At 58.0% G+C, this 19,830-nt stretch carries 30 protein-coding genes and 3 tRNA genes; 25 read left to right on the top strand and 8 right to left on the bottom strand.

Annotation, left to right across the window (positions count from 1 at the left end):
* The first annotated feature begins 218 nt into the window (after positions 1–218).
* The 10 genes from LG301_RS02085 (at position 219) to LG301_RS02040 (ending at position 9,488) form a co-directional block, all read left to right on the top strand.
* The gene (locus tag LG301_RS02085; protein WP_404472989.1) at positions 219–1,217 is read left to right on the top strand and encodes an RNA-directed DNA polymerase; all 999 of its coding nucleotides are present in this window, start codon (positions 219–221) and stop codon (positions 1,215–1,217) included.
* Positions 1,214–1,735 carry a hypothetical protein gene (locus LG301_RS02080; protein WP_404472987.1) on the top strand — a complete coding sequence of 174 codons (522 nt, stop codon included), beginning with the start codon at positions 1,214–1,216 and terminating at the stop codon, positions 1,733–1,735. Before LG301_RS02085 ends, LG301_RS02080 begins: the two co-directional genes overlap by 4 nt.
* Before the next feature lie 198 nt (positions 1,736–1,933).
* The gene (locus LG301_RS02075; protein WP_404472985.1) at positions 1,934–3,442 is read left to right on the top strand and encodes a phage tail sheath protein; all 1,509 of its coding nucleotides are present in this window, start codon (positions 1,934–1,936) and stop codon (positions 3,440–3,442) included.
* Between the two features lie 36 nt (positions 3,443–3,478).
* Complete coding sequence (locus LG301_RS02070; RefSeq protein WP_404472983.1) at positions 3,479–3,988, top strand: phage major tail tube protein; 510 nt, start codon at positions 3,479–3,481, stop codon at positions 3,986–3,988.
* A gap of 65 nt (positions 3,989–4,053) precedes the next feature.
* On the top strand, positions 4,054–4,407 hold the full coding sequence (locus tag LG301_RS02065; protein WP_404472981.1) for a phage tail assembly protein: 354 nt from the start codon (positions 4,054–4,056) through the stop codon (positions 4,405–4,407).
* A gap of 32 nt (positions 4,408–4,439) precedes the next feature.
* Complete coding sequence (locus LG301_RS02060; protein ID WP_404472979.1) at positions 4,440–4,565, top strand: GpE family phage tail protein; 126 nt, start codon at positions 4,440–4,442, stop codon at positions 4,563–4,565.
* Positions 4,566–4,609: 44 nt separating this feature from the next.
* Positions 4,610–7,393, top strand: a complete 2,784-nt coding sequence (locus LG301_RS02055; protein WP_404472977.1) for a hypothetical protein — start codon at positions 4,610–4,612, stop codon at positions 7,391–7,393.
* A 5-nt stretch (positions 7,394–7,398) separates the two neighbouring features.
* Positions 7,399–7,848 carry a phage tail protein gene (locus LG301_RS02050; protein ID WP_404472976.1) on the top strand — a complete coding sequence of 150 codons (450 nt, stop codon included), beginning with the start codon at positions 7,399–7,401 and terminating at the stop codon, positions 7,846–7,848.
* Complete coding sequence (locus tag LG301_RS02045) at positions 7,845–8,846, top strand: contractile injection system protein, VgrG/Pvc8 family (RefSeq protein ID WP_404472974.1); 1,002 nt, start codon at positions 7,845–7,847, stop codon at positions 8,844–8,846. Before LG301_RS02050 ends, LG301_RS02045 begins: the two co-directional genes overlap by 4 nt.
* 96 nt (positions 8,847–8,942) lie before the next feature.
* Positions 8,943–9,488, top strand: a complete 546-nt coding sequence (locus tag LG301_RS02040) for a hypothetical protein (protein ID WP_404472972.1) — start codon at positions 8,943–8,945, stop codon at positions 9,486–9,488.
* Between the two features lie 58 nt (positions 9,489–9,546).
* On the opposite strand, the gene LG301_RS02035 is transcribed toward LG301_RS02040, so the two are convergent.
* Genes LG301_RS02035 through LG301_RS02020 form a run of 4 tightly spaced genes read right to left on the bottom strand, consistent with a single transcriptional unit; the run spans position 9,547 to position 11,677 of the window.
* Entirely contained in the window at positions 9,547–9,669 is a 123-nt protein-coding gene (locus LG301_RS02035; protein WP_404472969.1) for a hypothetical protein, read from the bottom strand.
* The gene (locus LG301_RS02030; protein WP_404472966.1) at positions 9,666–10,025 is read right to left on the bottom strand and encodes a hypothetical protein; all 360 of its coding nucleotides are present in this window, start codon (positions 10,023–10,025) and stop codon (positions 9,666–9,668) included. Before LG301_RS02030 ends, LG301_RS02035 begins: the two co-directional genes overlap by 4 nt.
* Positions 10,026–10,035: 10 nt before the next feature.
* A complete protein-coding gene (locus LG301_RS02025) occupies positions 10,036–10,908 on the bottom strand; it encodes a hypothetical protein (protein ID WP_404472964.1) in 873 nt (290 codons plus the stop codon).
* Between the two features lie 25 nt (positions 10,909–10,933).
* On the bottom strand, positions 10,934–11,677 hold the full coding sequence (locus LG301_RS02020; protein ID WP_404472962.1) for an XRE family transcriptional regulator: 744 nt from the start codon (positions 11,675–11,677) through the stop codon (positions 10,934–10,936).
* A 96-nt stretch (positions 11,678–11,773) separates the two neighbouring features.
* Between LG301_RS02020 and LG301_RS02015 the strand changes: the two genes are divergently transcribed.
* The 15 genes from LG301_RS02015 to xerC are packed head-to-tail and all read left to right on the top strand — an operon-like array spanning position 11,774 to position 18,929.
* Positions 11,774–11,986: a hypothetical protein gene (locus LG301_RS02015; RefSeq protein ID WP_404472960.1), complete on the top strand. Its 213-nt coding sequence runs from the start codon at positions 11,774–11,776 to the stop codon at positions 11,984–11,986.
* Between the two features lie 37 nt (positions 11,987–12,023).
* On the top strand, positions 12,024–12,227 hold the full coding sequence (locus LG301_RS02010; protein ID WP_228168520.1) for a hypothetical protein: 204 nt from the start codon (positions 12,024–12,026) through the stop codon (positions 12,225–12,227).
* Between the two features lie 37 nt (positions 12,228–12,264).
* Positions 12,265–12,456 (top strand): hypothetical protein, encoded by a 192-nt coding sequence (locus LG301_RS02005; RefSeq protein ID WP_404472957.1) that lies wholly within the window; start codon positions 12,265–12,267, stop codon positions 12,454–12,456.
* Entirely contained in the window at positions 12,449–12,733 is a 285-nt protein-coding gene (locus LG301_RS02000) for an ogr/Delta-like zinc finger family protein (RefSeq protein WP_390903862.1), read from the top strand. Before LG301_RS02005 ends, LG301_RS02000 begins: the two co-directional genes overlap by 8 nt.
* Positions 12,730–13,122, top strand: a complete 393-nt coding sequence (locus LG301_RS01995) for a hypothetical protein (protein WP_404472955.1) — start codon at positions 12,730–12,732, stop codon at positions 13,120–13,122. The genes LG301_RS02000 and LG301_RS01995 overlap by 4 nt, the downstream gene beginning before the upstream one ends.
* A gap of 10 nt (positions 13,123–13,132) precedes the next feature.
* A complete protein-coding gene (locus LG301_RS01990; RefSeq protein WP_404472953.1) occupies positions 13,133–13,540 on the top strand; it encodes a hypothetical protein in 408 nt (135 codons plus the stop codon).
* Complete coding sequence (locus LG301_RS01985) at positions 13,537–13,893, top strand: hypothetical protein (protein ID WP_404472951.1); 357 nt, start codon at positions 13,537–13,539, stop codon at positions 13,891–13,893. Before LG301_RS01990 ends, LG301_RS01985 begins: the two co-directional genes overlap by 4 nt.
* Complete coding sequence (locus LG301_RS01980; protein ID WP_404472949.1) at positions 13,890–14,162, top strand: hypothetical protein; 273 nt, start codon at positions 13,890–13,892, stop codon at positions 14,160–14,162. Before LG301_RS01985 ends, LG301_RS01980 begins: the two co-directional genes overlap by 4 nt.
* On the top strand, positions 14,162–16,465 hold the full coding sequence (locus tag LG301_RS01975; RefSeq protein WP_404475137.1) for a replication endonuclease: 2,304 nt from the start codon (positions 14,162–14,164) through the stop codon (positions 16,463–16,465). The genes LG301_RS01980 and LG301_RS01975 overlap by 1 nt, the downstream gene beginning before the upstream one ends.
* Positions 16,466–16,479: 14 nt before the next feature.
* Complete coding sequence (locus LG301_RS01970; protein WP_404472947.1) at positions 16,480–16,773, top strand: hypothetical protein; 294 nt, start codon at positions 16,480–16,482, stop codon at positions 16,771–16,773.
* Positions 16,766–16,954, top strand: coding sequence for a hypothetical protein (locus LG301_RS01965; RefSeq protein WP_404472945.1), 189 nt, complete (start codon positions 16,766–16,768; stop codon positions 16,952–16,954). Before LG301_RS01970 ends, LG301_RS01965 begins: the two co-directional genes overlap by 8 nt.
* Positions 16,944–17,291 (top strand): hypothetical protein, encoded by a 348-nt coding sequence (locus LG301_RS01960; protein WP_404472943.1) that lies wholly within the window; start codon positions 16,944–16,946, stop codon positions 17,289–17,291. The genes LG301_RS01965 and LG301_RS01960 overlap by 11 nt, the downstream gene beginning before the upstream one ends.
* A complete protein-coding gene (locus LG301_RS01955) occupies positions 17,288–17,578 on the top strand; it encodes a hypothetical protein (RefSeq protein WP_404472941.1) in 291 nt (96 codons plus the stop codon). The genes LG301_RS01960 and LG301_RS01955 overlap by 4 nt, the downstream gene beginning before the upstream one ends.
* Complete coding sequence (locus tag LG301_RS01950; RefSeq protein WP_404472939.1) at positions 17,575–17,784, top strand: hypothetical protein; 210 nt, start codon at positions 17,575–17,577, stop codon at positions 17,782–17,784. Before LG301_RS01955 ends, LG301_RS01950 begins: the two co-directional genes overlap by 4 nt.
* Positions 17,781–18,929 (top strand): tyrosine recombinase XerC, encoded by a 1,149-nt coding sequence (xerC, locus tag LG301_RS01945; protein WP_404472937.1) that lies wholly within the window; start codon positions 17,781–17,783, stop codon positions 18,927–18,929. Before LG301_RS01950 ends, xerC begins: the two co-directional genes overlap by 4 nt.
* Before the next feature lie 89 nt (positions 18,930–19,018).
* On the opposite strand, the gene LG301_RS01940 is transcribed toward xerC, so the two are convergent.
* From LG301_RS01940 to LG301_RS01925, 4 genes are all read right to left on the bottom strand, one after another.
* Positions 19,019–19,094 (bottom strand) — tRNA-Thr (locus tag LG301_RS01940).
* A gap of 72 nt (positions 19,095–19,166) precedes the next feature.
* Positions 19,167–19,241: transfer RNA gene (locus tag LG301_RS01935), tRNA-Gln, on the bottom strand.
* Positions 19,242–19,246: 5 nt separating this feature from the next.
* Positions 19,247–19,322, bottom strand: a tRNA-Phe gene (locus tag LG301_RS01930).
* A gap of 178 nt (positions 19,323–19,500) precedes the next feature.
* Positions 19,501–19,776 (bottom strand): oxidative damage protection protein, encoded by a 276-nt coding sequence (locus LG301_RS01925; RefSeq protein WP_404472935.1) that lies wholly within the window; start codon positions 19,774–19,776, stop codon positions 19,501–19,503.
* Positions 19,777–19,830: the final 54 nt, after the last annotated feature.

The raw sequence follows: 19,830 nt of genomic DNA, 5'->3' as shown, positions 1-19,830 counted from the left end.
AAGTACGGAGCGCGACGCCAGCAACGCCTGGAACCAGAACTTCAACAGTGGCAATCAGGGCAACAACAACAAGGACAATAGCAACCGAGTGCGCGCCGTCCGGAGATAATGATGCCTTTACCGCAGGCGAGGTGTTCAGGGCTTATTTTGACTGCCGTAAGAACAAGAGAAACACGGCTTCCCAATTAGCGTTTGAGGCGAAGTTAGAGCGCAATTTGATGCGCCTCACGCGCGAGCTAAACGACGGTAGCTACCAGATCGGGCGCTCCATCGCGTTCGTGGTTAGCTACCCCAAGTGGCGGGAGGTGTGGGCCGCGCAATTCCGCGACCGCGTCGCCCACCACCTCATGTACAACCGAATTGCTGAGCGCTTCTACCGCCGCTTTATTCACGACAGCTACGCCTGTATACCGGGGCGCGGTTCGCTCATGGGCGCGGATCGCATTCACCGCTTCATGCGGCAGGCCACCGAGAACTGGCAGAAGTCCGCCCACTTCCTGCAGGCGGATCTCTCTAACTTCTTTGTCAGTATCAACAAAGAGGTGCTTTACGCTCGCCTATGCGATCAGGTGCCCGAATCCGTCACGCGCACCCTAATCAGGCAAATACTGTTTCACGACACCACGCAAAACCCGATCATCAATAGTCCAGCCTGGAAGTTTCGGCACGTACCCCAGCATAAAAGCCTGTTCAATAGCGGCGGCAAGGGGCTGCCGATAGGCAACCTTAGTAGCCAGTTTTTTGCCAACGTCCATTTGGATGCGCTCGATCAGTTCGTCAAGCGAGAGCTAGGAGTCCGATGGTACGGGCGCTACGTCGATGACGTGGTGATGATTGATCACGACCCGAAAAAGCTAAACCGCGCCTTTGAGGCCATGCAGGCGTTTGCCAGCGAACAGTTAGACCTGCAGTTCCACCCCAACAAGACCCAGCGCAATAGCGTTTATCGCGGCATCAACTTTTGTGGCTACGTCATGAAACCGTACCGCCGCTACGTTCGCCGCCGCTCCACTAATGCCATGAAAGAAGTGGCGCACAGCGCAGAGCGCTACACCAACCCTGAAGCCTGGGCGGCCAGAATGAACAGCTACCTAGGCCTGTGCCAGCACGCCAATACCTACCGGCTGCGAAAGCAGCTAGCTATCGACACCGGTGCAACCTTCGGTGCCGGGCTCGATAAGGTCATCACCCGCAAAACCAAGAGGAACGCCGCATGAGTATCAAGCACGTAACCGCCTACTACGTAGACGCCAAAGATGGACGCCCGGCCAGTGAAGCGCCGTTGCGCCACGGCCCAGCCCTGCCCAGCGACGCGCTAACCGTCACGGCAGTCGACCGCCGCGAGAGCCCTTCGCTCATCGTCGGCACGCTGCCAGCCAGTATCCCGCTAACGCCGGGCATGCAGCTCATCGAAGAAGCGGAATACACCGCCCGCGTTAACGACATCGAGCAATGGCGGGAAAGCAACGCACAGCGAGAGCTGGAAAAGAAACGCGAGGGAATGGTGGTTAGCGCATTTCAGGCCTTCGCCGCACTGGATGCCGCCGGGTATCTCGACCAGGTCGAGGCCATGATGGCCGACCCCGAAACCCCGCGTGTGCATCGCCTGGCATTCCAAAAAGCCCAAGAGTTCCGCCGCACCGCTGACACGGTAGCCGCATGGAAAGAACGCTTAGAACTGACCGACCACCAGGTCGATGAGCTGTTCGAGCACGCCGCCACCATCGTGGCGTAATGTCAATGCCCAGGCCCGCCGCCCGGCGGGCTATCCCTCCCTGTCAAGTCTCTTTGGTACCAATGAAGCCTATTGGGCGCTTGTTGGCACCACTCCGCACAACGCCCAACACTACCCTCCCGCGCGTAAGCCAATCACGATGGCACCACTAGCACCACCAATTAACCCCGCTTGAACCTGCGCAGGAGACAAGCACACATGGCTGATTATCATCACGGCGTCCGCGTCGTTGAAATTAACGAAGGCACACGACCCATTCGCACCGTGTCCACGGCTGTTATAGGCCTGATCGGCACAGCACCCAATGCCAGCCCCGGCACGGCGGCGGCCGTCACCGTGAACGGCAGTGCCGAAAACGGGAACATCACCTACACCGCCAAAACAAAGGGCATTGCGGGAAACGGCATCCGCATCACTCACGCAGCACCCAGCGAGCCGTCCGCGCCGATTAGCGTGTCAGTGGATCAAAAGCACATCACCGTAGCGCTGGCGACCGATGCCGAGGGCGCAATCCTCAGCACTGCCGATGAAGTCGCCACCGCGATTGCTGCAGAAACGGCAGCCGCCGCCCTGGTCACGGTAGCCGCCGAAGGCGACGGCCAAGGCACGGTGGCCACCGCATCGCGGGCAAGTCTCACCGGCGGCACCGACGAACCCTTCCCACTAAATGAGCCGGTGCTGGTCACTAATATTTATACCGCCATCGGCCAAGCCGGTGCCGGTGGCACACTGCGTCGTGCGCTAAGCACCATCGTGGAAGAAACCAAGGCGATGATTGTCATCGTCCGCGTAGAAGAAGGGGAAGATGCCGAAAAAACCACTGCCAACGTCATTGGCGGCGTGGATCAAGTCACCGGCAAAAAGACCGGCATCCAAGCGTTCACGGCTGCGGAAACCAAGTTTGGTGTTAAGCCCCGCATCTTCGGCGCGCCGGATCTCGACACCCAAGCGGTCACCGCCGCCTTCGGTGGCATCGCTCGCCAGCTGCGCGGCTTCCTCTACGCCTTCGCTCACGGCTGCGAAACCAAAGAAGACGCCCGCATGTACCGCGAGAACTTCGGTGATCGGGAAATCATGATCATTTGGCCGAACTGGCAGGCGTTTGACGTTGATGCCGAAGAAACCCGCCCGCTGCCTGCCGTCGCCAAAGCGCTTGGCCACCGTGCCCGCCTGGATAACGAAATTGGCTGGCATAAGACGCTGTCCAACATGCCGGTTAACGGCGTCACCGGCATTACCAAAGAGCTGTCCTGGGATCTGCAAGACCCTGCCACCGACGCGGGCTATCTCAACGAAGCCGATGTAACCACGCTGATCCGCAAAGAAGGCTTCCGCTTCTGGGGTTCTCGCACCTGCTCGGCAGATCCGCTTTTCGCGTTCGAGTCCTACACCCGCACCGCCCAAGTGCTGGCGGACACCATTGCGGAGGCGCACTTCTGGGCAGTCGATAAGCCCATGCACCCCAGCTTGGTACGCGACATCATCGAAGGCATCAACGCCAAATTCCGCGAGCTAACCCGCAAGGGCTACATCCTCGGCGGCTCCGCTTGGTTCGATGAAGAGCTGAATACGCCAGAAGTGCTCAAGAGCGGCAAGCTCTACATCGACTACGACTACACGCCGGTACCGCCGCTAGAAAACCTCATGTTCCAGCAGCGCATCACCGACCGTTATTTGGTTGATTTTGCCGCCCGCATCACCGAATAAGCCGCCAAGCGTTAGGCGCTAACAGGAGCAAGCCCAATGGCACTACCTCACATCCTCAGAGATTTTAATTTGTTCGGCGATGGCAATAACTGGCAAGGCCAGATCCCCGAGCTAACGCTGCCGGAACTCGCACGCCGCATGGTCGAGTACGAAGGCGGCGGCATGGACGGCCCGATTGAAGTCGACCACGGCAATGAGCTGCAAACGTTCGAATGGACAGCGGGCGGCATGATCGTCGATATCTTCGACACCTACGGCAGCCCTATCCACGATGCCGCGATGCTACGCATGACCGGCTCTTATGAATCCGATGAAGACGGCGGGATTATTCCTGTCGAGATCGTCATGCGCGGCCGTCACAAAAACATCAACCTGGGCGATGCCAGCAAAGGCGACAACAACCAGATCAGCGTCACCACCACGCTTTCGTACTTCAAGTTGACGGTAGACGGCGAAGAGGTCATTGAGCGCGACGTACCCGGCTACGTGTTCAAAGTGCGCGGCACCGACCGCCTCGCCGAACGTCGCGGCGCGCTCGGCGTATAACCCACCACACACTCCCATAGCGGCCCCAAACGGGGCCATTTGCAACGATCAAAAGAGACCCAACGATGACCGATAAAACTGAATCCCAAAGCACCGAAACCAACGCCAACGAAGTGACCGTTGTAGGTGGCACAGCCCCCGGCGTGCCAACCAAGCTGATTGAGCTAGACACCCCCATTCAGCGCGGCAAAACCACCGTTAACGAAATCACCGTGCGCAAACCGTTAAGCGGCGCCCTTCGCGGCGTCGCGCTGGTGGATCTGCTAAACATGGATACCCGCAGCCTGCAAAAGGTGTTGCCGCGCATCACTGAACCGGCGCTCACCGAAGGTGATTGCCGCGACCTCGACCCCGCCGACCTGCTGCAGCTAGGCACAGCGGTCTCCAATTTTTTGTTGGGCAAGCGGGCCGAAGGGTAGCGCCCAGCCTGCCCAATGACGTTGAAGAGGCGATGGCCGATATCGCCTTTATCTTCCATTGGGCGCCCACCGCCATGGATGGCATGGAACTGGAAGAGCTAGCCCGCTGGCGAGAAAAAGCCCGAGAGCGCAACACGCCTAAAAAGCGCGGGCGATAACCCCATAAGCCCCTTCGTTGGGGCTTTTTGCTGCAGGAGGCCGCATGGCCCGCAACCTAAACCTAAGCGTCACCTTACAGGCCATCAACAAGGCCACCGGCCCCCTTCGGCAAATCATGGAAGGTTCGCGCGGTGCCGGTGGAGCCATCCGCGAAACCCGCGACCACCTGCGCAGCCTGGAAGACCAGCAGAAAAAGCTGACGGCGTTCCGCGATATGTCGCGCCAAAGCCATGCCACCCGCCGCTCGTTGATGGACAAGCGCGAAGAGCTAAGGCGCATCACCCAAGAGCTGGAAAGCACCACCGGCCCCACCCGGCGGCTCACCCAGCAGCAAAAAAACGCCCAGCGAGAAGTCGATAAGCTCAGCGGCGAATACCGCCAAAACCGGGACCGTGTTCGCGAGCTAGCCCGTGAACTACCCGCCGGTGCCGAAGGCGCGCGCGGGTTCAAGCAGCAGCAAGAAGCCCTCGCCACTCAAATCGAAGCCACTAACCGCCGCCTTGCCAGCCAGCAAGACGCCCTTCGCCGCCTGGGTGAAGCCAACGTGGGCGGGCGTTTTAACGCCATGTCTGGCGAAATACGCCGATTTACGCGAAACGTCACTATCGCGGGCGGCATCGCGACCGGCTCTATTTTTGCCCTCAGTAGCAGCACCGCCAGCCTCGGTGACGATGTCGCCAAAACCGCCGATAAAATGGGCATTGGCACCACCGAGTTGCAGCAACTGCAATACGCTGCCGAACGCGCAGGCGTGGGCACCGACGGACTCAATAGCAGCATGCAGCGCATGGTTCGCCGCATCGGGCGCGCCGCAAACGGAACCGGCGCGGCAGTGGGGCCATTAGAGCAGCTAGGGCTATCGGCCCAAGAGCTGAATAACATGCGACCCGAGCAATCCGTGGCGGCTATTGCCGACGCGCTAGAGAGCGTCGAAAACCACGGCGACAAAATCGCCATCATGAGCGGCATCATGGGTAACAGCGGCGAAGCCATGATCAACATGTTGCGCGGCGGCAGTGACGAGCTAGCAGCGTTGATGGCTGAGGGGCTTGATACCGGCAATGTGCTAAGTGAAGAGGCGGCGCGAGGCGCCGAGGATTTTCAAGACGCCCTTCTGGATTCGCAATACGCAGTAAAGGGGCTGAAAAACACCATTGGCGCCGAGCTAATGCCCGCCGTAACCGATGTGATGCGTGCCTTTGTAGGCTGGATGCGCGAAAACCGCGAACAGGTGCAAGCCTTTGCGCGGGCGTTTGGCGAGCGCCTGAAAAACGCCGTGCCGATCCTAATCGACCTCGCCACCGGCGCCGCTGGCATGGCCAGCAGTATTGCCGATATCGTCACCCGCACCGCCGATATGGTGGGCGGGTTCGACAACCTCGCCATGGTCGTGGGCGCCCTGTTTGCCGCCAAGATGATCGCCAGCATCGTCATGTTTGGCGTCAGCCTGTTCAAAGCAGGCGGTGCCATTATCGCCCTGGCGAAAACGCTGCCCGCGCTCGGCTTGGGCATTAAGGCTATCGGCGCGCTAATGATGGCCACACCCATCGGCTGGCTAATGGCAGGCATCGCCGCCGTCGCCGGTGCCGCCTACCTCATCTACAGAAACTGGGAGCCAATCAAAGAGTTTTTCGGCGGCCTGTGGCAGCAAGTTAGGGACGCCTTCGGCGAAGGTATCGGCGGCGTTACCCGTCTGCTGGTCAACTGGTCACCCCTCGGCCTGCTGTGGCGCGGCCTATCGTCGGCACTAGGCCGCCTGGGTATCGAGCTACCTGCATCGCTCACCGAGCTAGGCGCCAAGATGATCGCGGGGCTAGTGAGCGGCATTACCAGCGCCGCCGCCACCGCCCGCCAGGCAGCGGGTAGGGTGTGGGCAGAAATCAGCGCCGCCTTTAGCGAGGGTATCGGCGGCATTGCTCGCCTGCTGGTCAACTGGTCACCCCTCGGGCTGCTATGGCGCAGCATATCCGCCGGCCTTTCATTGCTGGGCGTTGAGTTGCCTGCAACGCTCACCGCGCTGGGTGGCAGTATTATCAGCGGCATTGTCAATGGTATCACCGGCAAGCTCGGCGACCTGCGCGACAGCATCACCGGCGCCGCGAGCAGTGCCGTCGGCTGGTTTAAAGAGCGCCTGGGCATCAACTCCCCAAGCCGTGTGTTTGCCGGGTTCGGTGACAACATCATCGGCGGCATTGTTGAAGGCGTAACCGGAAAGTTAGGCGAACTGCGCGACAGCATCACCGGTGCCGCGAGCAGCGCTGTTGGCTGGTTTAAGGATCGGCTCGGCATTAACTCCCCTAGCCGCGTGTTTGCTGGCTTTGGCAACAACATCACCGAAGGCCTGGCCAACGGCATTGCAGACGATGCCGACACGCCGCTCAGGCAGGTGGACGGCCTCACGAAGCGGATGCGCGACGCTGCAGCGGGGCTAATGCTAACCGCTGGCATTGCATCACCCGCCATGGCGCTAGACGTTCAGCGGCCTGATTTGCCCGAGCTGCCGGGGATTGCTGCCCGCGTTGAAAATCCCGCACTACCCACGATGGGGGCTATTGGTATCGAGCGCCCAGAGCTGCCGCACCTGGGCGCTCTGCGCATCGATGAGAGCAGCGCCCAGATAGATACCCGCCCAGCGCTGCAAAACGATAGTGCAGCTAGCGGCGGACTGGTGATTCATGGCGGCATCAACATCGAGGTGCACGCCGCGCCCGGCATGGATGAGCAAGCGCTGGCACGGCTGGTCAATGAGCAGGTTCAACGCGCCCTACAAGATGCCGATCGCCGCGCATCAGCTGCGCGCCGCCGCAACTTCCACGATAACGACTGAGGTCAATGAATATGATGATGAGCTACGGAATGTTCGTGTTCGGCCTAAACAGCGCGGCCTATCAAGAGTTGCAGCGCCAAACCAGCTGGCGTCACGCCAGCCAGAGCCGCGTGAATGCGCGGCCCACCCATCAGTTCCTTGGCCCTGGTGACGACACCATAAGCCTGACTGGCACCCTGCTGCCCATGTTCACCGGCGGTCAACAAAACCTAGATATGCTTCGCGCCCTGGCGGATCAGGGGCAAGCGTGGCCGCTGATCGAGGGCACCGGCACTTACTACGGCATGTACACCATCACCAGTCTAAGAGAGCGCAAAAGCGAATTTTTCCGCGATGGTGCCGCTAAGCAAATCGAGTTCGACCTGCAGCTAACCCGCATTGATGAGGGGCGAACCGAGCTGCTCGGCGTGCTAGAAGGCAGCGCCCTGCGCGCAATCACTGGGGCACTGGCATGAGCATGCAACCGGACTACCGCATTACGCTGCAGGGGCAAACCATTAGCCCCGAGTTTCGCGCCCGCCTCGGATCGCTCACGCTGCACGACAGGCGAGGCATGCAGGCCGACCAGCTCGACATCACGCTAACCGACGATGACGGCATGCTGGATATACCGCCCACCGGTGCCGAGATCGTCCTGGCCATCGGCTGGAAAGGCCAGCCGCTCATCGAGCGCGGCACGTTCACCGTCGATGAGGTCGAGCACACCGGCGCACCGGATACGCTCAGCATCCGCGCATCCAGTGCCGATATGCGCCAAGGGCTGCCGGGCAAGCGGACGCAAAGCTGGGACGGCGTCACCGTCCGCGACATTATTGAAACCATCGCCGCTCGCCACGGCCTCACACCCAGCACTGGCGTTTCCATCGCAGGCGTTCGCATTGAGCACATCGACCAAACCGACGAAAGCGACCTGCACTTCCTCACGCGCCTGGCGGAACGCTTCGACGCGGTGGCCACCGTCAAAAGCGGCAACCTGATCTTCGTGCCCATGGGCCAAGCCACCACCGCTAGCGGGCTAGAGATCCCACCCATCCAGCTTCGCCGCCAAAGCGGCGACCAGCACCGCTACATGCTGGCAGAGCGCGACGCCTTCACCGGTGTTACCGCCCAATGGTATGAACGCGACGAGGCCGAACGCCTCACCGTCACCGTGGGCGACCCCGAAAACACCCAGCAGCTACGCCACACCTACGCAAGCGAAGAAGAAGCGCTAGAAGCCGCCCAGGCCGAATGGCAGCGCTTGCAACGCGGCACCGCCTATTTCAGCATTACCCAGGCAGTAGGCGACCCCGAGATATTCCCAGAAACGCCAGTATGGGTAATTGGCTGGAAGCCCCAGATTGACGCAACGCCCTGGATAATCACCGAGGTAACCCATAACCTCACAGAAAGCAGCTACACCACCGCCCTACAGCTAGAAACCCGCCAAGGCAGCCCCACTGCACCTAATTAGCGCTTGGAAAAAGAGCAAAGCGGCAGGGTGGTGGTGGATGTTTGGGCGAGCAATGTTATAAAGGGGCCTTAGAAAAGCGGCATACAAGGGATGGGCATGATCAAGAAGCTAGCAATATGCGCAGCGGCGATGACATTGGTAGGGTGTGGCCCTTCGCTGGAAATGAGCGAAGACCAGCAGCGCTTTGTAGATATCGTAGAAGGCTCAAAAGATGACTACTCCGATGCGGAAAACAGCATTCAGAAATCAGCAGCTAGGGAGCGGCGAGCTGAAAGGCTTTGCGCCCACTTCGCCGATGGGCTAGAAGTCAACGGCTGGCAGGGCGAGATTGATAGCATAAACAGAACAATGACAGGTGATGCTGGCGTAGAGTTAGTCGTGGCCAAAAATCTAACATTAAAGACAGCCAGCAGTTCACTCACGTTCAATAACGACACCCAGAGAACGCTTATCTCAGAGGAAAGCCCGTTATTTAGAGCCGTATCAGAGCTTAAAGGCGGCGATACAGTGCAGTTTAGCGGGGCTTTTTTAAGAGGCAGTGAAAGAGATTGCTTGCTAGAACTCAGCGTAACGGAGTCGGGAAGCATGAGAATGCCTGAGTTCATGTTTAATTTTAGCAAGATAGAAAAAGTAGGCGGGTAACCTGCAGGTGAAGCTATAAAGCAGCATAAAAGCCCCGCTTAGTGCGGGGCTTCTTCGACTACGGCAGCCAGTGAATGGCCAGCCTCACAAGGGCAGTCAGCAGCGATAAAGCGACAACGCCCAAGATCACGTTGCCCAGCATTGGGCGGCGCTCTATCCAGCGAATAAGCCGCATCCTCATAGCGCCTCATCCATCGCAACACGCGCCTGGTGAACAACAACGCCTCGCACCATCCGCGCGGTGGCCATCAGCCCGCTGCCTCCATTGGGTGGCAAAAGCCGGTACCGAGACCCCACGCGAAACGTCTTGTAAAGGTGTAGCGCGTCGTCCATTTCCACCACCACCAAATCATCGTGGCCCAGGCTGCGCGACTCATCCACCACTAGCACATCGCCTTCAATCACCGCGCCATGCACGCCCGCCTCCGCCCCCACTTCAACCGCAAAACAGCTAGGCGACATTGAAGAGAAAGGCGAACGGCTAAGCGCGGGGTGGTCAATGCCAATAGCAAGCGGCCCCAGATACGTTAATCGCATGTTGTAAGCCTTATGGGCGCTCTGGAAGCTCGCCGCTTTCTAGCAGATCATAAAAAGCCATCTCGTCTAAAACGGTGGTCCCCCGTTCCTCTGCTTGAGCTTGTTTCGAAGGTGCTGCCTTTGGGCCGACGCAAAGAAAATCCAGCGCTTTTGTGACGCGCGTCCGCACGATCATGCCTTCTTCAGTAGCCTGTTCTTCAAGATCGGCACGCTTGTCCTTAGGAAATCCGGTAAACAAAATTTCCATTGGCTTATCATAGGTAACTGGGTTGCGGGGCTCTGGCATATCAGCACTACCTCGCAGCAAGTGCTCGCCTTCACTAAAAGCGACAATGCGATCTTTACGGAAGGTGCGAGTATCGCGGCGATCAAGGCAAAAGCCTTTTATATAAGCGCCTTCCTCTTTCCAGCTGGTAAGCGTGCGCTGAGTGAGGCCACCGTTAAAGTCTTCATAAGTAAAGCGCAAGGTGTTGGGTGGCAGCTCCTCTTTGCTAGCTGGCTCTGGCTCTGGCTCTGGCTCTGGCTCTGGCTCTGGCTCTGGCTCTGGCTCTGGCTCTGAATTTTGCAGCGGCTGTGTTGCAAGTGCCAAGAGGGCATTTTGCTTAGCAGCCCGCCGCGAAATCCATAGAGGAAGAACCAGAGGAATGAGAACAGTGATGCCACTAAGCGCGCCGGTAACACCTAATGGCTCGCCTTCTGCATCGGAAAGCCCGAGCATGCTGCCCGCAAGCATTGAGCCGCCCAGAACCGCTAAAGGTGACAAGAGCGCTGCTGATAAGTGACGCCACCACCATGGCCTACCGTTAATCTTCATTGATTTAGTAAGCAGAAACCAAAAGGCTGCGCAGATAGCAAAGCCGATAGCGACCGCAAAAGCGTCCATTCCCTTCTCCCTGTCGTTTTTATTCCTAGAGCACCTGCCCCAGGTTCACCAAACACCGGCCCAGCACTTCTACGAACTGCTTTTGCTCCGGTGCAATCAACTCTTTGTCGTAGCGGGGGTTGTCGCTAATCAGCAGCCACCCGCCGCCCGCTACGCGTTGCATGCGCTTAATGCGGCGCTCACCATCCATCAGAATCAGGTACACGCCTTCGCGGCTAGGGTCGCGCTGAGTGAAATCCACAAACACATAATCGCCATCGTCAATGGTGCCCACCATCGAATCGCCGCGCGCCCGCACCCATGCGCCCGAATCAGAAGGCAGCTTTAGCTCGCTTAGAACGGTTCTATCCATGTGGAAGTAGCCCAGCACCGGCTCCCCTTCAAAGCTGCGCCCGCTACCCGCTGCACACTCCACGTCATACATCGGGATAGACGCAACGTTGGGATCGTTCATGCGCTGGTTGAGGTAGGCGGCTTGATCTTCTGCAGTTGCAGAATGGTTATTTTTGCTTGAATTAAATCGCTCGCCGCTTCCGTCTGAAAACGAATTATTCGAACGAAAGCCATCCGAGCGTGTACCCGAAAAAAGGTAGTTAACGTCGACGCCCAAGGCCCTTAGCTTTTGAAGGTAATAGGCGTCAGGCGCCCTCTTATCAGTCTCGTAGTTATATTGGGCTACCTTTTTGACGCCGCCAGCCTCGCCGAACGCCTCTTGAGACATCCCAAGCCTAACCCTCTCTTCTTTAAGTCGACTGCCGAAGCTATTCACGTAAAGATCCTTTTAGGAGTTGACGTATTCACGTTTGTGAATCATCATTCTCGTATGTATACAGACCGATAAGACCCTTTAGAGGAAGCCTAACTCATGACGCTATTGAACGCCACGAAGGCCACTCATCCGAGTGCACAGCCTTCCAATAACAAAACAACTCAAGTGCTCGTGCGTGTTACTCCGAACGTTAGGGCTGAGCTGGAAAGCATTGCAGAGCTAGAGCAGCGCTCCTTGTCTGCGGCAACGCGAATCATGATTGAGCGAGGCCTAAGCCAGTACCAGCAAGAAACACTCATCGCTGATTAACTCCCGTTGTTTGTGACGCCGCATAAGGAACCAAGCCATGCACCAAGATACTCGTCGCATCCGCTCTCGCTACTCAGCCGTCAATCTCGACGACTACGAAGCCAAGCTCATTGATGCCCTGGTGGATTACACCGGGATGTCCAAAGCCACCCTGCTACGCCAGCTGATTCTTAAAGAGGCGCTAGAAACACTAGGCGTTAGCGACATCGTTAACGGCAGTGTGGATCAGCGCGCCTCTTAATGGCAGGTACACAAAAGGCCCAAAAGGAGCACCCAAAATGGCCGAAGAGATCCACCTGGCGCTAGATGACGAATTGGAGCGAACGCTAGAGGCGGTGCGACACCAGCAAGGCCTTGAAACAAAAGATCAAGCTGCCGAATGGCTGTTGCGCCGCCGAATGAGAAAAGGCGTGGGAAACCTCACCGGCAGAGGTAGAGCGCTTTACGAAGTAAGGGGGCGAAGTGACTGAGCAAACCGACGCGCTAAGCCGGTTGCGATTCGACTGCCCCCACTGTGGGGCACACATGAAAGTGCGGACTTCGAAGACGCATTTACCTGTGTTCAGAGAGCTTTACCTGCACTGCAGTAACGATTTTGAGTGCGGGTACCGCTGCAAAGCCGACCTAAACGTAACCGAAACGCTAGCACCCAGCCGCACGCCAAACCCGGACATCAGCGTAAAAACGTCCTCATGGTTGATGCAGCAAGTGCGATTAGACCTAACCGAAAAGGAACCTAAAAAATGAACGTATTGCCAATCAACTCAGCAAAAGCCCCCTTCGATATCGCTACCGAGCTGCTGTGGTCGCACCGCCGCGACAGCCGCGCCGAAGCGCTGCGTATCACCATCGGCACTCTGGTGAATGACTACGGGCACAGCGAAGCCACCGCCGAGCTAGCCGCCATGCAGGCGTTTGCCGACCTCGATAGCGTCAATACAGGCGTTTCCATTGATATGGATAACAGCACATCCAGCGTGGTGGTGTTGCGCCAAGGTAACGGCGTGCCGGTGATGCTCACCGTGCGTGACCTAGATCGCATCCTACGCCAAGCCCGCCGCGAAAACATGATTCAGGTAGTAGATGCCGATACCCGCCGCCCGCTGGTTCTCGACGTTGCCGACGCCATCCACTGAGGTGCTGACCATGACCAATGTAACGCCACTCCCCGCCCGCCAAGCGCCCCGCGTCCAGCCAGATCGCGCGGGCTTTGGCGAACTCCGCGCCGAGCTGCATGGCCGTGCGGCGGATCAAGATCTTATCGAGGTGTGGGCGGGCCTGCCCTTTGCTGAGCGCCGCCTTGTGCTGAAAAGTGCCGGGCTGCCGGTAGACGCTACCCAGCAGATCAGCCAGATGACCAAGCCCGAGCGGGCCGCCGTGCGCGCTGCCATTCACCGCATGAGCGACTACGCCACCGGCCTGAGAGACCAGCTACGCAACCGCACCCAGCACCCAAGCTGTGAACTCGCCAGTCACGCCCGCGCCGCGCTGGAAGAGGGGAACACCAAAGCCGCCATGCACTGGCTAAATCTGATCGAAAAGGGGGTGGCATGAACAACCCAATCATACCGATGAGCTTAGAAAACAAGCTGTGCCATGGTGAGAATGACTTTGCCGAAATGTGCGCCTGGAGTGACAACGTTAGGCAGCTTCGTCAGTTCGCTGAATTGATGACCGATCTAGCGGCTGACTGCGTGATAGAGCGCCGAAAGGGCGAAGCTAATATGGAACACGCATACGCCCGCGCCCGACTTAACGGGCATCGTGATTTAGCGCGCGAGCTGGTGGCCATGGTCGCTAGGCTCAGCGAGATGGAGCGCGAAGCCGCCCAACAGAAAGCGATATTTAAAGAAGAGTACGAACTGGCAAGGCAAGTGCATCTAGCTAGAGCGCGGGGTGGCGAATGAATGTTTCAACCACGATGGACGGCTTGTACGTCATCAAGGCGCGCTTCGATTACCTCGCCAAGCAGTTGGAGCAAGCGGGTTATCAGCAAGCCGCCGAAGAACTGAACCGCGAGTCTCACCGCTTCGGCTGTCAGCTTACGCAGCTAGATAGCGTCTTTGGTGACTACCGCGCTGATATTGCAAGCGCGCAAGAAAGTGAAGGGCAGGCCTCGCGTTCAGCAAAGGCCCCACGCGCTTCGCAGTTTTGCCATGGGGTGATGCTGCGGTGATGGAGGCTATTGAAAAGGCGTTTGCATACAGCTCAGGCACCCGGGATTGCCGCGAATTCATCGAAGAGCAGCTTTCCCCGCTGCCCTCGATTGCCGATCAGGTCGCCGATGGCTATGTCCACGTATCAAAGCGCCACGGACACGCCGCCGCCAACCGCTGGCTTCGGCGCAACGCGCAAGAGCTTATCGAGCCGTCCTTCGTGCTGGGCCGGTTTACTCCGATCCGCCCAGCACTCACCCGCGCGATGAATGCGTTAGTGAATCGCGGTTCAACCACCATTGAAGGGCTGCAGGCCGCAAGCCATTGGCTAAAGAGCGTCGAAAAGCGCCTAGCCATTGGCAGCCTAAATGCAACCCACGACGATGAAGCCCTGGTGAATCATGCCCAGGCACAAGCCGCCGCCATCGATAAAAAAGCGAGCCTCTTGATAGGCGATATTGCCAAGGTCAACCGCTTACAGCGCTTAGGCCTATTGCCCGCCACCGCGCCGCCGCGCATGGCCGCCAGTGGCCAGCCGCTCTCTGAGCAGTTTCGCGCCTATCAAGACGCTTGCGCCCGCCAGCGCAACCAGTTCACACCGCCGCCCTTTATCGGCAATTTCCGCTTTCAGCAGTGGCACTATTTGCGCCCGCTATCGCTAGCCGTGGCGCGCGTTCAGGCTATTGAGTTTGGCCGTACCAAGTGCAAGAGCCACGGTATAGCGCCCCCCAGCGACAAGCTTCCGGGCAAAACCCAGCTAGCGCGCCTGAGTTGTTCGCTCTGGTGGCGTCGTAAGCTGCGCCGCCAGTGTGGTCGTGCGGTCGAGCAGGTCATGCGTGAAGCCCACCGCGTGCACAAGCAAGCAGGTATCTACTGCAGTGATTTTACGGTGGAGCGCCGCCGCGCTCAGAAATTCCGCAACAACGCCCTGCTGGAGACCATGGAAGCCATCAACCAAGAGGGGCAGGTTTTCACGCTGGCAGAGCTAGCAGAGAAGGGGCTGGCGAATCCCGACCACCGCCGCGCCGAACTCATGCTGCGCATCAGCGACACCGAGGCCGAAGCCCGCCGCCTGGGGCATGCGGGCATGTTTTACACCATGACCACGCCATCAAAGTTTCACCCAGTTATCGCTAAAAACTGCGTGCGCAACCCTAAGTACCAAGGCGCAACACCCCGCGAGGCTCAGCAGTATTTGCAAGGGCTGTGGGCGAAGATTCGCGCCAAGCTAGCCCGCGACGATATCGGCGTTTATGGCATCCGCGTGGTAGAGCCGCACCACGACGGCACGCCGCATTGGCATCTACTGCTGTGGATGAAGCCGGAAGACCAGAAGACCGTCACCGACACGCTACGCGAGTACGCCGAAGAGGCGCACCCCGAAGAGCTATTCAATCGCTGGGGAAAAACAACCGCCCGCTTTGATGCTAAGAAAATCGACTACAGCAAAGGCACCGCCGCCGGTTACGTCGCTAAGTACATCAGCAAAAACATTAACGGCGAACAGTTCATGGATGCGGACAAATACGACCACTCCATGACCGACAGCGCGCCGCGTATTGAAGCGTGGGCAAGCGTGTGGGGCATTCGCCAGTTCCAGTTTCTGGGTCTGCCGTCCGTCACGGTATGGCGTGAAGTGCGCCGACTCACCGAGAAGCAAGACGCCATGCTGAAAGATTGGGAAGCCGCCACACGTCCGCACCCCTGCGCAGCACAGCGCTTTGCCCAGATCCGCAAGGCGGCCAGCGCTGGCCAGTGGGACCAGTTCCTACGCCTCATGGGCGGCCCGATGACAAAACGTAAAGACCAGCCGATAAAGCCGTGGGTAGAAACCAAGATGAACACCGGCCCCAACGTTGAGCAGTTCAGCCACGCAACCGGCGAATACTACGGCGCCGAAGCGGTGGTGGCCAAAGGCCGCTATGGCGAAGAGCAGAAAGTGACGTTTGGCCTAGTGGCCACCGGTCGTGCGGGTTTTTCTAGCGAGTACATGACCCGCGTTTATAAGTGGGAAGTGCGCCCGAAAGGCTCGCGCGCTGGGGGTGATTTTCAGGCTGGAGGCGAAGCCGAAAGCCCTTGGACTCGTGTCACTAACTGTACGCAGGGGCCAGATATTCAGCCCCGCGAGCCATCACCAGCAGAGCTAAAAGCCCAGCTCGAACGCTTCAAAGCGTGGCAGAGCTCAGAAATTTATCGAGTTGAACGCGATGCAGAGTACGAAGACGCCATCGCAGCAAGAGAAGCCGCGCGAATCCTGTTCGCGCCGGTACCTAAACGCGCCCAAAGCGAGGAAGACGAATACTTCCCGCCCGAGCTTTGTTGATAAAGGAGCATGTTATGCAGTGCAAATGCAGCGATACCGTCAAAGAAAAGCTAATGGAAGCAATAATCGAGCAGCTTCCAGAAGGCTACGAAGGGCTTGAGGTAACAGTCGGCGACTACGTTTTCCCCTTCACAAAAGATGGTATCGACCATCGTTACGCGGTGCCGGTCGAGATTGAATATCAGGCACCCAAGAAGCGCGGCGGCGGCATGACCACCAAGAGACAAAAGACTAGTGTGCTTTCTAAGTTTTGCCCGCATTGCGGAGAGCGCGCGGCACCGGAAGAAAAAGGTGGCGACGATGAATAGAGCAAGCCCGGTTGAAATGAGAAAGGCACTGGAAGCAGCCGAGGTCTACAGATCGGCCGGCATTCTTTTTGTGCCAATGCCGGTATTCAGAAAGGGAGAAAAGATCGCACGCCAAGTAGAGGCCTACGTGCGCCTTGCTGAAGCAGCGGATGAAGCGGAGCGCAGCAGCCATGGCTATTGATCCAAATTGGGTTCGTGAAAACCCCGAAGAGGCAGCGCGGCAAGTGGATGCAGAACCGTTCATGCGATCACCAAAGGCCTGCGTAAGCTGCAGGCAATATAAACACCTTGGCTATGACCAAGATGAGTATTGCCCTTTTGAAAACACTCATGCATTGCAGCAAAAGCCCAACAGAACACCGTATGGCCGATGCGATCGCCACCGCGTTGAGGTCTTCGCATCGCAAATCTGCAATTCACATGAATCAGATCCGCAAATTGAGTGCTTTGAAGTTAGCAATCGGCCAGAGCCTAGGGTGGCGATTCAGGAAGGCATGTATTTAGGGGGCGCTCAGTGAACGAAGTGAAAACAGCTAAAGGCGGCGCCTACGCCCGCCAAGCCGCGATGCTTTGCCAAGATCGCGCCTTTCAGCTCTACCTAGATCGCCGCCGTCGCGTGAAATTCCAGATTGCAGAGCAGGATCTGCCAGACGGCACCCATAACGAGGAAGATGCACGCGACTGGCTGTGCGCTGCCTGTAAAATCAGTAGCCGCGCCGAGCTGGATAGCAACCACCAGGCATGCCAAACGTTTCGCATGATCCGCAACCGCTTCAACCACTGGCGGGCAAGGAACAAGTCATGAGCCTACAAAACGTACTAGACTGCGAAGAGCTTAAAGCAATCACCGGATACCAGCGCCCCGCCGATGCGGCGCGCTGCCTGCGTGAGCAAGGCGTCGTTGTGTTCAATGGCCGCCGTGGCCCATGGACAACCATCGACCTGATTAACAAAGCGGGCGGCATTGAGGCCGCCCCAACAAAAGAGTTTAGCCCTAGCGAAATACTATGAAGACACGCCCGCGTAAGCACAGCCCCGATATACCTGCACATATCAACCAGCAAAAGCTCCCCAATGGAGTGTATTTTGATAAGCGCGGCCGGGGCCGGTGGTACGTTCAGTTTCGAGACGAAGCGGGCAAGTTGAAGACCGAGCGAATCGCCGGTGCCGATGCCACGCTGTCAGAACTTCACCGAATCATGGAGCAGCGCAGCGGCATAGATCGCCGCACACTGCGCTACCTGGCTAAACAGTTTCACGACTCCGCACAGCTCAAAGAGCTGGCCATAAAAACACAGCAGGATTACGAATACTGCCGCGCCGCACTGCTGGAAATACCCACCAAATTAAACAAGCCGCTGGGGGATCTGCCAACCGCGCAGTTCTCACCGGCGCTGGTTCAGCGGCTGGTAGACAAGATCGCCGCCGAAGGCACGCCATCCAAGGCAAATCACCTGCTGCGCTATTTGCGCCGCCTATTCCGCTGGGGAATAAATCGCGGCTACTGCGATAGCAACCCAGCCCAAGGCGTAGAGTCAGCCAAAGAGCGAAAACAGCGCCGCTTGCCCGAGCTAACCACTATCGCGCGGCTAGCCGAGTTCGCCCAGCAGCGCGGCCAGCGCACGCGCGGCGAAAAAGGCGCGTGCGCGCCCTACCTGTGGATGGTCATGGAGCTGGCATATATTTGCCGGTTGCGTGGTATCGAGGTCATCACGCTGAGCGATGCCAACAGCACGGCCGCTGGAGTAATGACCAACCGCCGCAAAGGGTCGCGGGATAATGTCGTTCGCTGGTACCCACGTCTAACCGCCGCATGGACAGCCGCCACCGAACGCCGCGCCGGGATCTGGAAAGCAAAAGGCAGGCCGGTTCCGATGCACCCAGAAAACCGCCCGCTGATCGTCGCCGCCGACGGTGGCGAGCTGAGAAAATCCAGCCTAGATACGGCATGGCAGCGCCTGATAAAGCTAGCAATCGAAGAGGGAATAATCACAGAAGAAGAGCGCTTCGGCCTTCACGACCTAAAGCGTCGCGGCATTACCGACACCAAAGGCACCCGCCACGAAAAGCAAGAAGCCAGCGGCCACCGCTCAGCGAGCATGATGGACACCTACGATCTAAGCGTTCCGCTGGTGAATCACCCCGGCGAAGAATGATCTATGTAAAGATCTATGCAAAACAAAAAAGGCCGCTCACTGAGCGGCCTTTTAATGTCTCTAACGCTTTGCTTTTCAACCACTTTAAGTGGTGCCGACACCAGGAGTCGAACCCGGGACCTACTGATTACAAGTCAGTTGCTCTACCAACTGAGCTATGTCGGCGCTTCGCATTTTCTTGAGAATTTGATGGGCTTGCTATTACACTAGCCGATCAACAAGAAATCTTGTTGGCAATGGCTGGGGTACCAGGATTCGAACCTGGGAATGCCGATACCAAAAACCGGTGCCTTACCACTTGGCGATACCCCAACGTTTGGTGGCCAGAGACGGAATCGAACCGCCGACACGGGGATTTTCAATCCCCTGCTCTACCAACTGAGCTATCTGGCCGCTGCCAACGGTGCGTATTAAACTAAAAAAGCCGCTTTTCGTCAACACCTTTGTGAAACTTTCTTTCTAGTCACACGGTTAGGGCTGGCTTGTTGCTGAGCGAAAAAGGGTAAAAGCCACGCCATCCGTGGCTTTTAGGGCCTTACGTCACCGGCGAGGCCACGTGGCATTGATCGTATTAAGCTTGTGAGGGCGGTACGTAGCCTTCTGCTTGGTCGGTTGTTTCGTTATTCAGGTAGCGCTGCATTTGATCCATTAAGTAAGCACGCGCTTCGGGTTCTAACATATTCAGGTGCTTCTCGTTGATGAGGCGCGTCTGTAGCGCCTGCCACTCTTCCCACGCCTGTTTGGAAACCGTGGCCTGGATCTCTTGGCCCTGTTTACCCGGAAGCGGTGGGAATGGCAGCGCGGGCAGCTCTTTTTGATACTTGCGGCAGAAAACCATCTGGCTCATTACGTGCTCCTATAGAGAAGTAGAGAAATGAAGGTCATAACACAACGCACATGC

The sequence above is a fragment of the Vreelandella venusta genome, assembly GCF_044809155.1.
In the GTDB taxonomy this organism is placed as follows: Bacteria; Pseudomonadota; Gammaproteobacteria; order Pseudomonadales; family Halomonadaceae; genus Vreelandella; species Vreelandella venusta_B.
Note: the sequence above shows the minus strand (reverse complement) of the source record. Positions and strands in the feature narration are given on the sequence as shown.

Bases quoted from the DNA above. Each gene is read 5' to 3' on its own strand.
- LG301_RS02080 (WP_404472987.1), top strand. From the start codon at position 1,214: ATGAGTATCAAGCACGTAACCGCCTACTACGTAGACGCCAAAGATGGA.
- LG301_RS02005 (WP_404472957.1), top strand. From the start codon at position 12,265: ATGGCCGAAGAGATCCACCTGGCGCTAGATGACGAATTGGAGCGAACG.
- LG301_RS01970 (WP_404472947.1), top strand. From the start codon at position 16,480: ATGCAGTGCAAATGCAGCGATACCGTCAAAGAAAAGCTAATGGAAGCA.
- LG301_RS01960 (WP_404472943.1), top strand. From the start codon at position 16,944: ATGGCTATTGATCCAAATTGGGTTCGTGAAAACCCCGAAGAGGCAGCG.
- LG301_RS01980 (WP_404472949.1), top strand. From the start codon at position 13,890: ATGAATGTTTCAACCACGATGGACGGCTTGTACGTCATCAAGGCGCGC.
- LG301_RS02065 (WP_404472981.1), top strand. From the start codon at position 4,054: ATGACCGATAAAACTGAATCCCAAAGCACCGAAACCAACGCCAACGAA.
- LG301_RS02045 (WP_404472974.1), top strand. From the start codon at position 7,845: ATGAGCATGCAACCGGACTACCGCATTACGCTGCAGGGGCAAACCATT.
- LG301_RS02035 (WP_404472969.1), bottom strand. From the start codon at position 9,669: ATGAGGATGCGGCTTATTCGCTGGATAGAGCGCCGCCCAATGCTGGGC.
- LG301_RS02010 (WP_228168520.1), top strand. From the start codon at position 12,024: ATGCACCAAGATACTCGTCGCATCCGCTCTCGCTACTCAGCCGTCAAT.
- LG301_RS02070 (WP_404472983.1), top strand. From the start codon at position 3,479: ATGGCACTACCTCACATCCTCAGAGATTTTAATTTGTTCGGCGATGGC.
- LG301_RS02085 (WP_404472989.1), top strand. From the start codon at position 219: ATGCGCCTCACGCGCGAGCTAAACGACGGTAGCTACCAGATCGGGCGC.
- LG301_RS01985 (WP_404472951.1), top strand. From the start codon at position 13,537: ATGAACAACCCAATCATACCGATGAGCTTAGAAAACAAGCTGTGCCAT.
- LG301_RS02055 (WP_404472977.1), top strand. From the start codon at position 4,610: ATGGCCCGCAACCTAAACCTAAGCGTCACCTTACAGGCCATCAACAAG.
- LG301_RS02025 (WP_404472964.1), bottom strand. From the start codon at position 10,908: ATGGACGCTTTTGCGGTCGCTATCGGCTTTGCTATCTGCGCAGCCTTT.
- LG301_RS01925 (WP_404472935.1), bottom strand. From the start codon at position 19,776: ATGAGCCAGATGGTTTTCTGCCGCAAGTATCAAAAAGAGCTGCCCGCG.
- LG301_RS01990 (WP_404472953.1), top strand. From the start codon at position 13,133: ATGACCAATGTAACGCCACTCCCCGCCCGCCAAGCGCCCCGCGTCCAG.
- LG301_RS01975 (WP_404475137.1), top strand. From the start codon at position 14,162: ATGGAGGCTATTGAAAAGGCGTTTGCATACAGCTCAGGCACCCGGGAT.
- LG301_RS02015 (WP_404472960.1), top strand. From the start codon at position 11,774: ATGACGCTATTGAACGCCACGAAGGCCACTCATCCGAGTGCACAGCCT.
- LG301_RS02030 (WP_404472966.1), bottom strand. From the start codon at position 10,025: ATGCGATTAACGTATCTGGGGCCGCTTGCTATTGGCATTGACCACCCC.
- LG301_RS01965 (WP_404472945.1), top strand. From the start codon at position 16,766: ATGAATAGAGCAAGCCCGGTTGAAATGAGAAAGGCACTGGAAGCAGCC.
- LG301_RS02050 (WP_404472976.1), top strand. From the start codon at position 7,399: ATGAATATGATGATGAGCTACGGAATGTTCGTGTTCGGCCTAAACAGC.
- LG301_RS02060 (WP_404472979.1), top strand. From the start codon at position 4,440: ATGGCCGATATCGCCTTTATCTTCCATTGGGCGCCCACCGCCATGGAT.
- xerC (WP_404472937.1), top strand. From the start codon at position 17,781: ATGAAGACACGCCCGCGTAAGCACAGCCCCGATATACCTGCACATATC.
- LG301_RS02075 (WP_404472985.1), top strand. From the start codon at position 1,934: ATGGCTGATTATCATCACGGCGTCCGCGTCGTTGAAATTAACGAAGGC.
- LG301_RS01950 (WP_404472939.1), top strand. From the start codon at position 17,575: ATGAGCCTACAAAACGTACTAGACTGCGAAGAGCTTAAAGCAATCACC.
- LG301_RS01995 (WP_404472955.1), top strand. From the start codon at position 12,730: ATGAACGTATTGCCAATCAACTCAGCAAAAGCCCCCTTCGATATCGCT.
- LG301_RS02040 (WP_404472972.1), top strand. From the start codon at position 8,943: ATGATCAAGAAGCTAGCAATATGCGCAGCGGCGATGACATTGGTAGGG.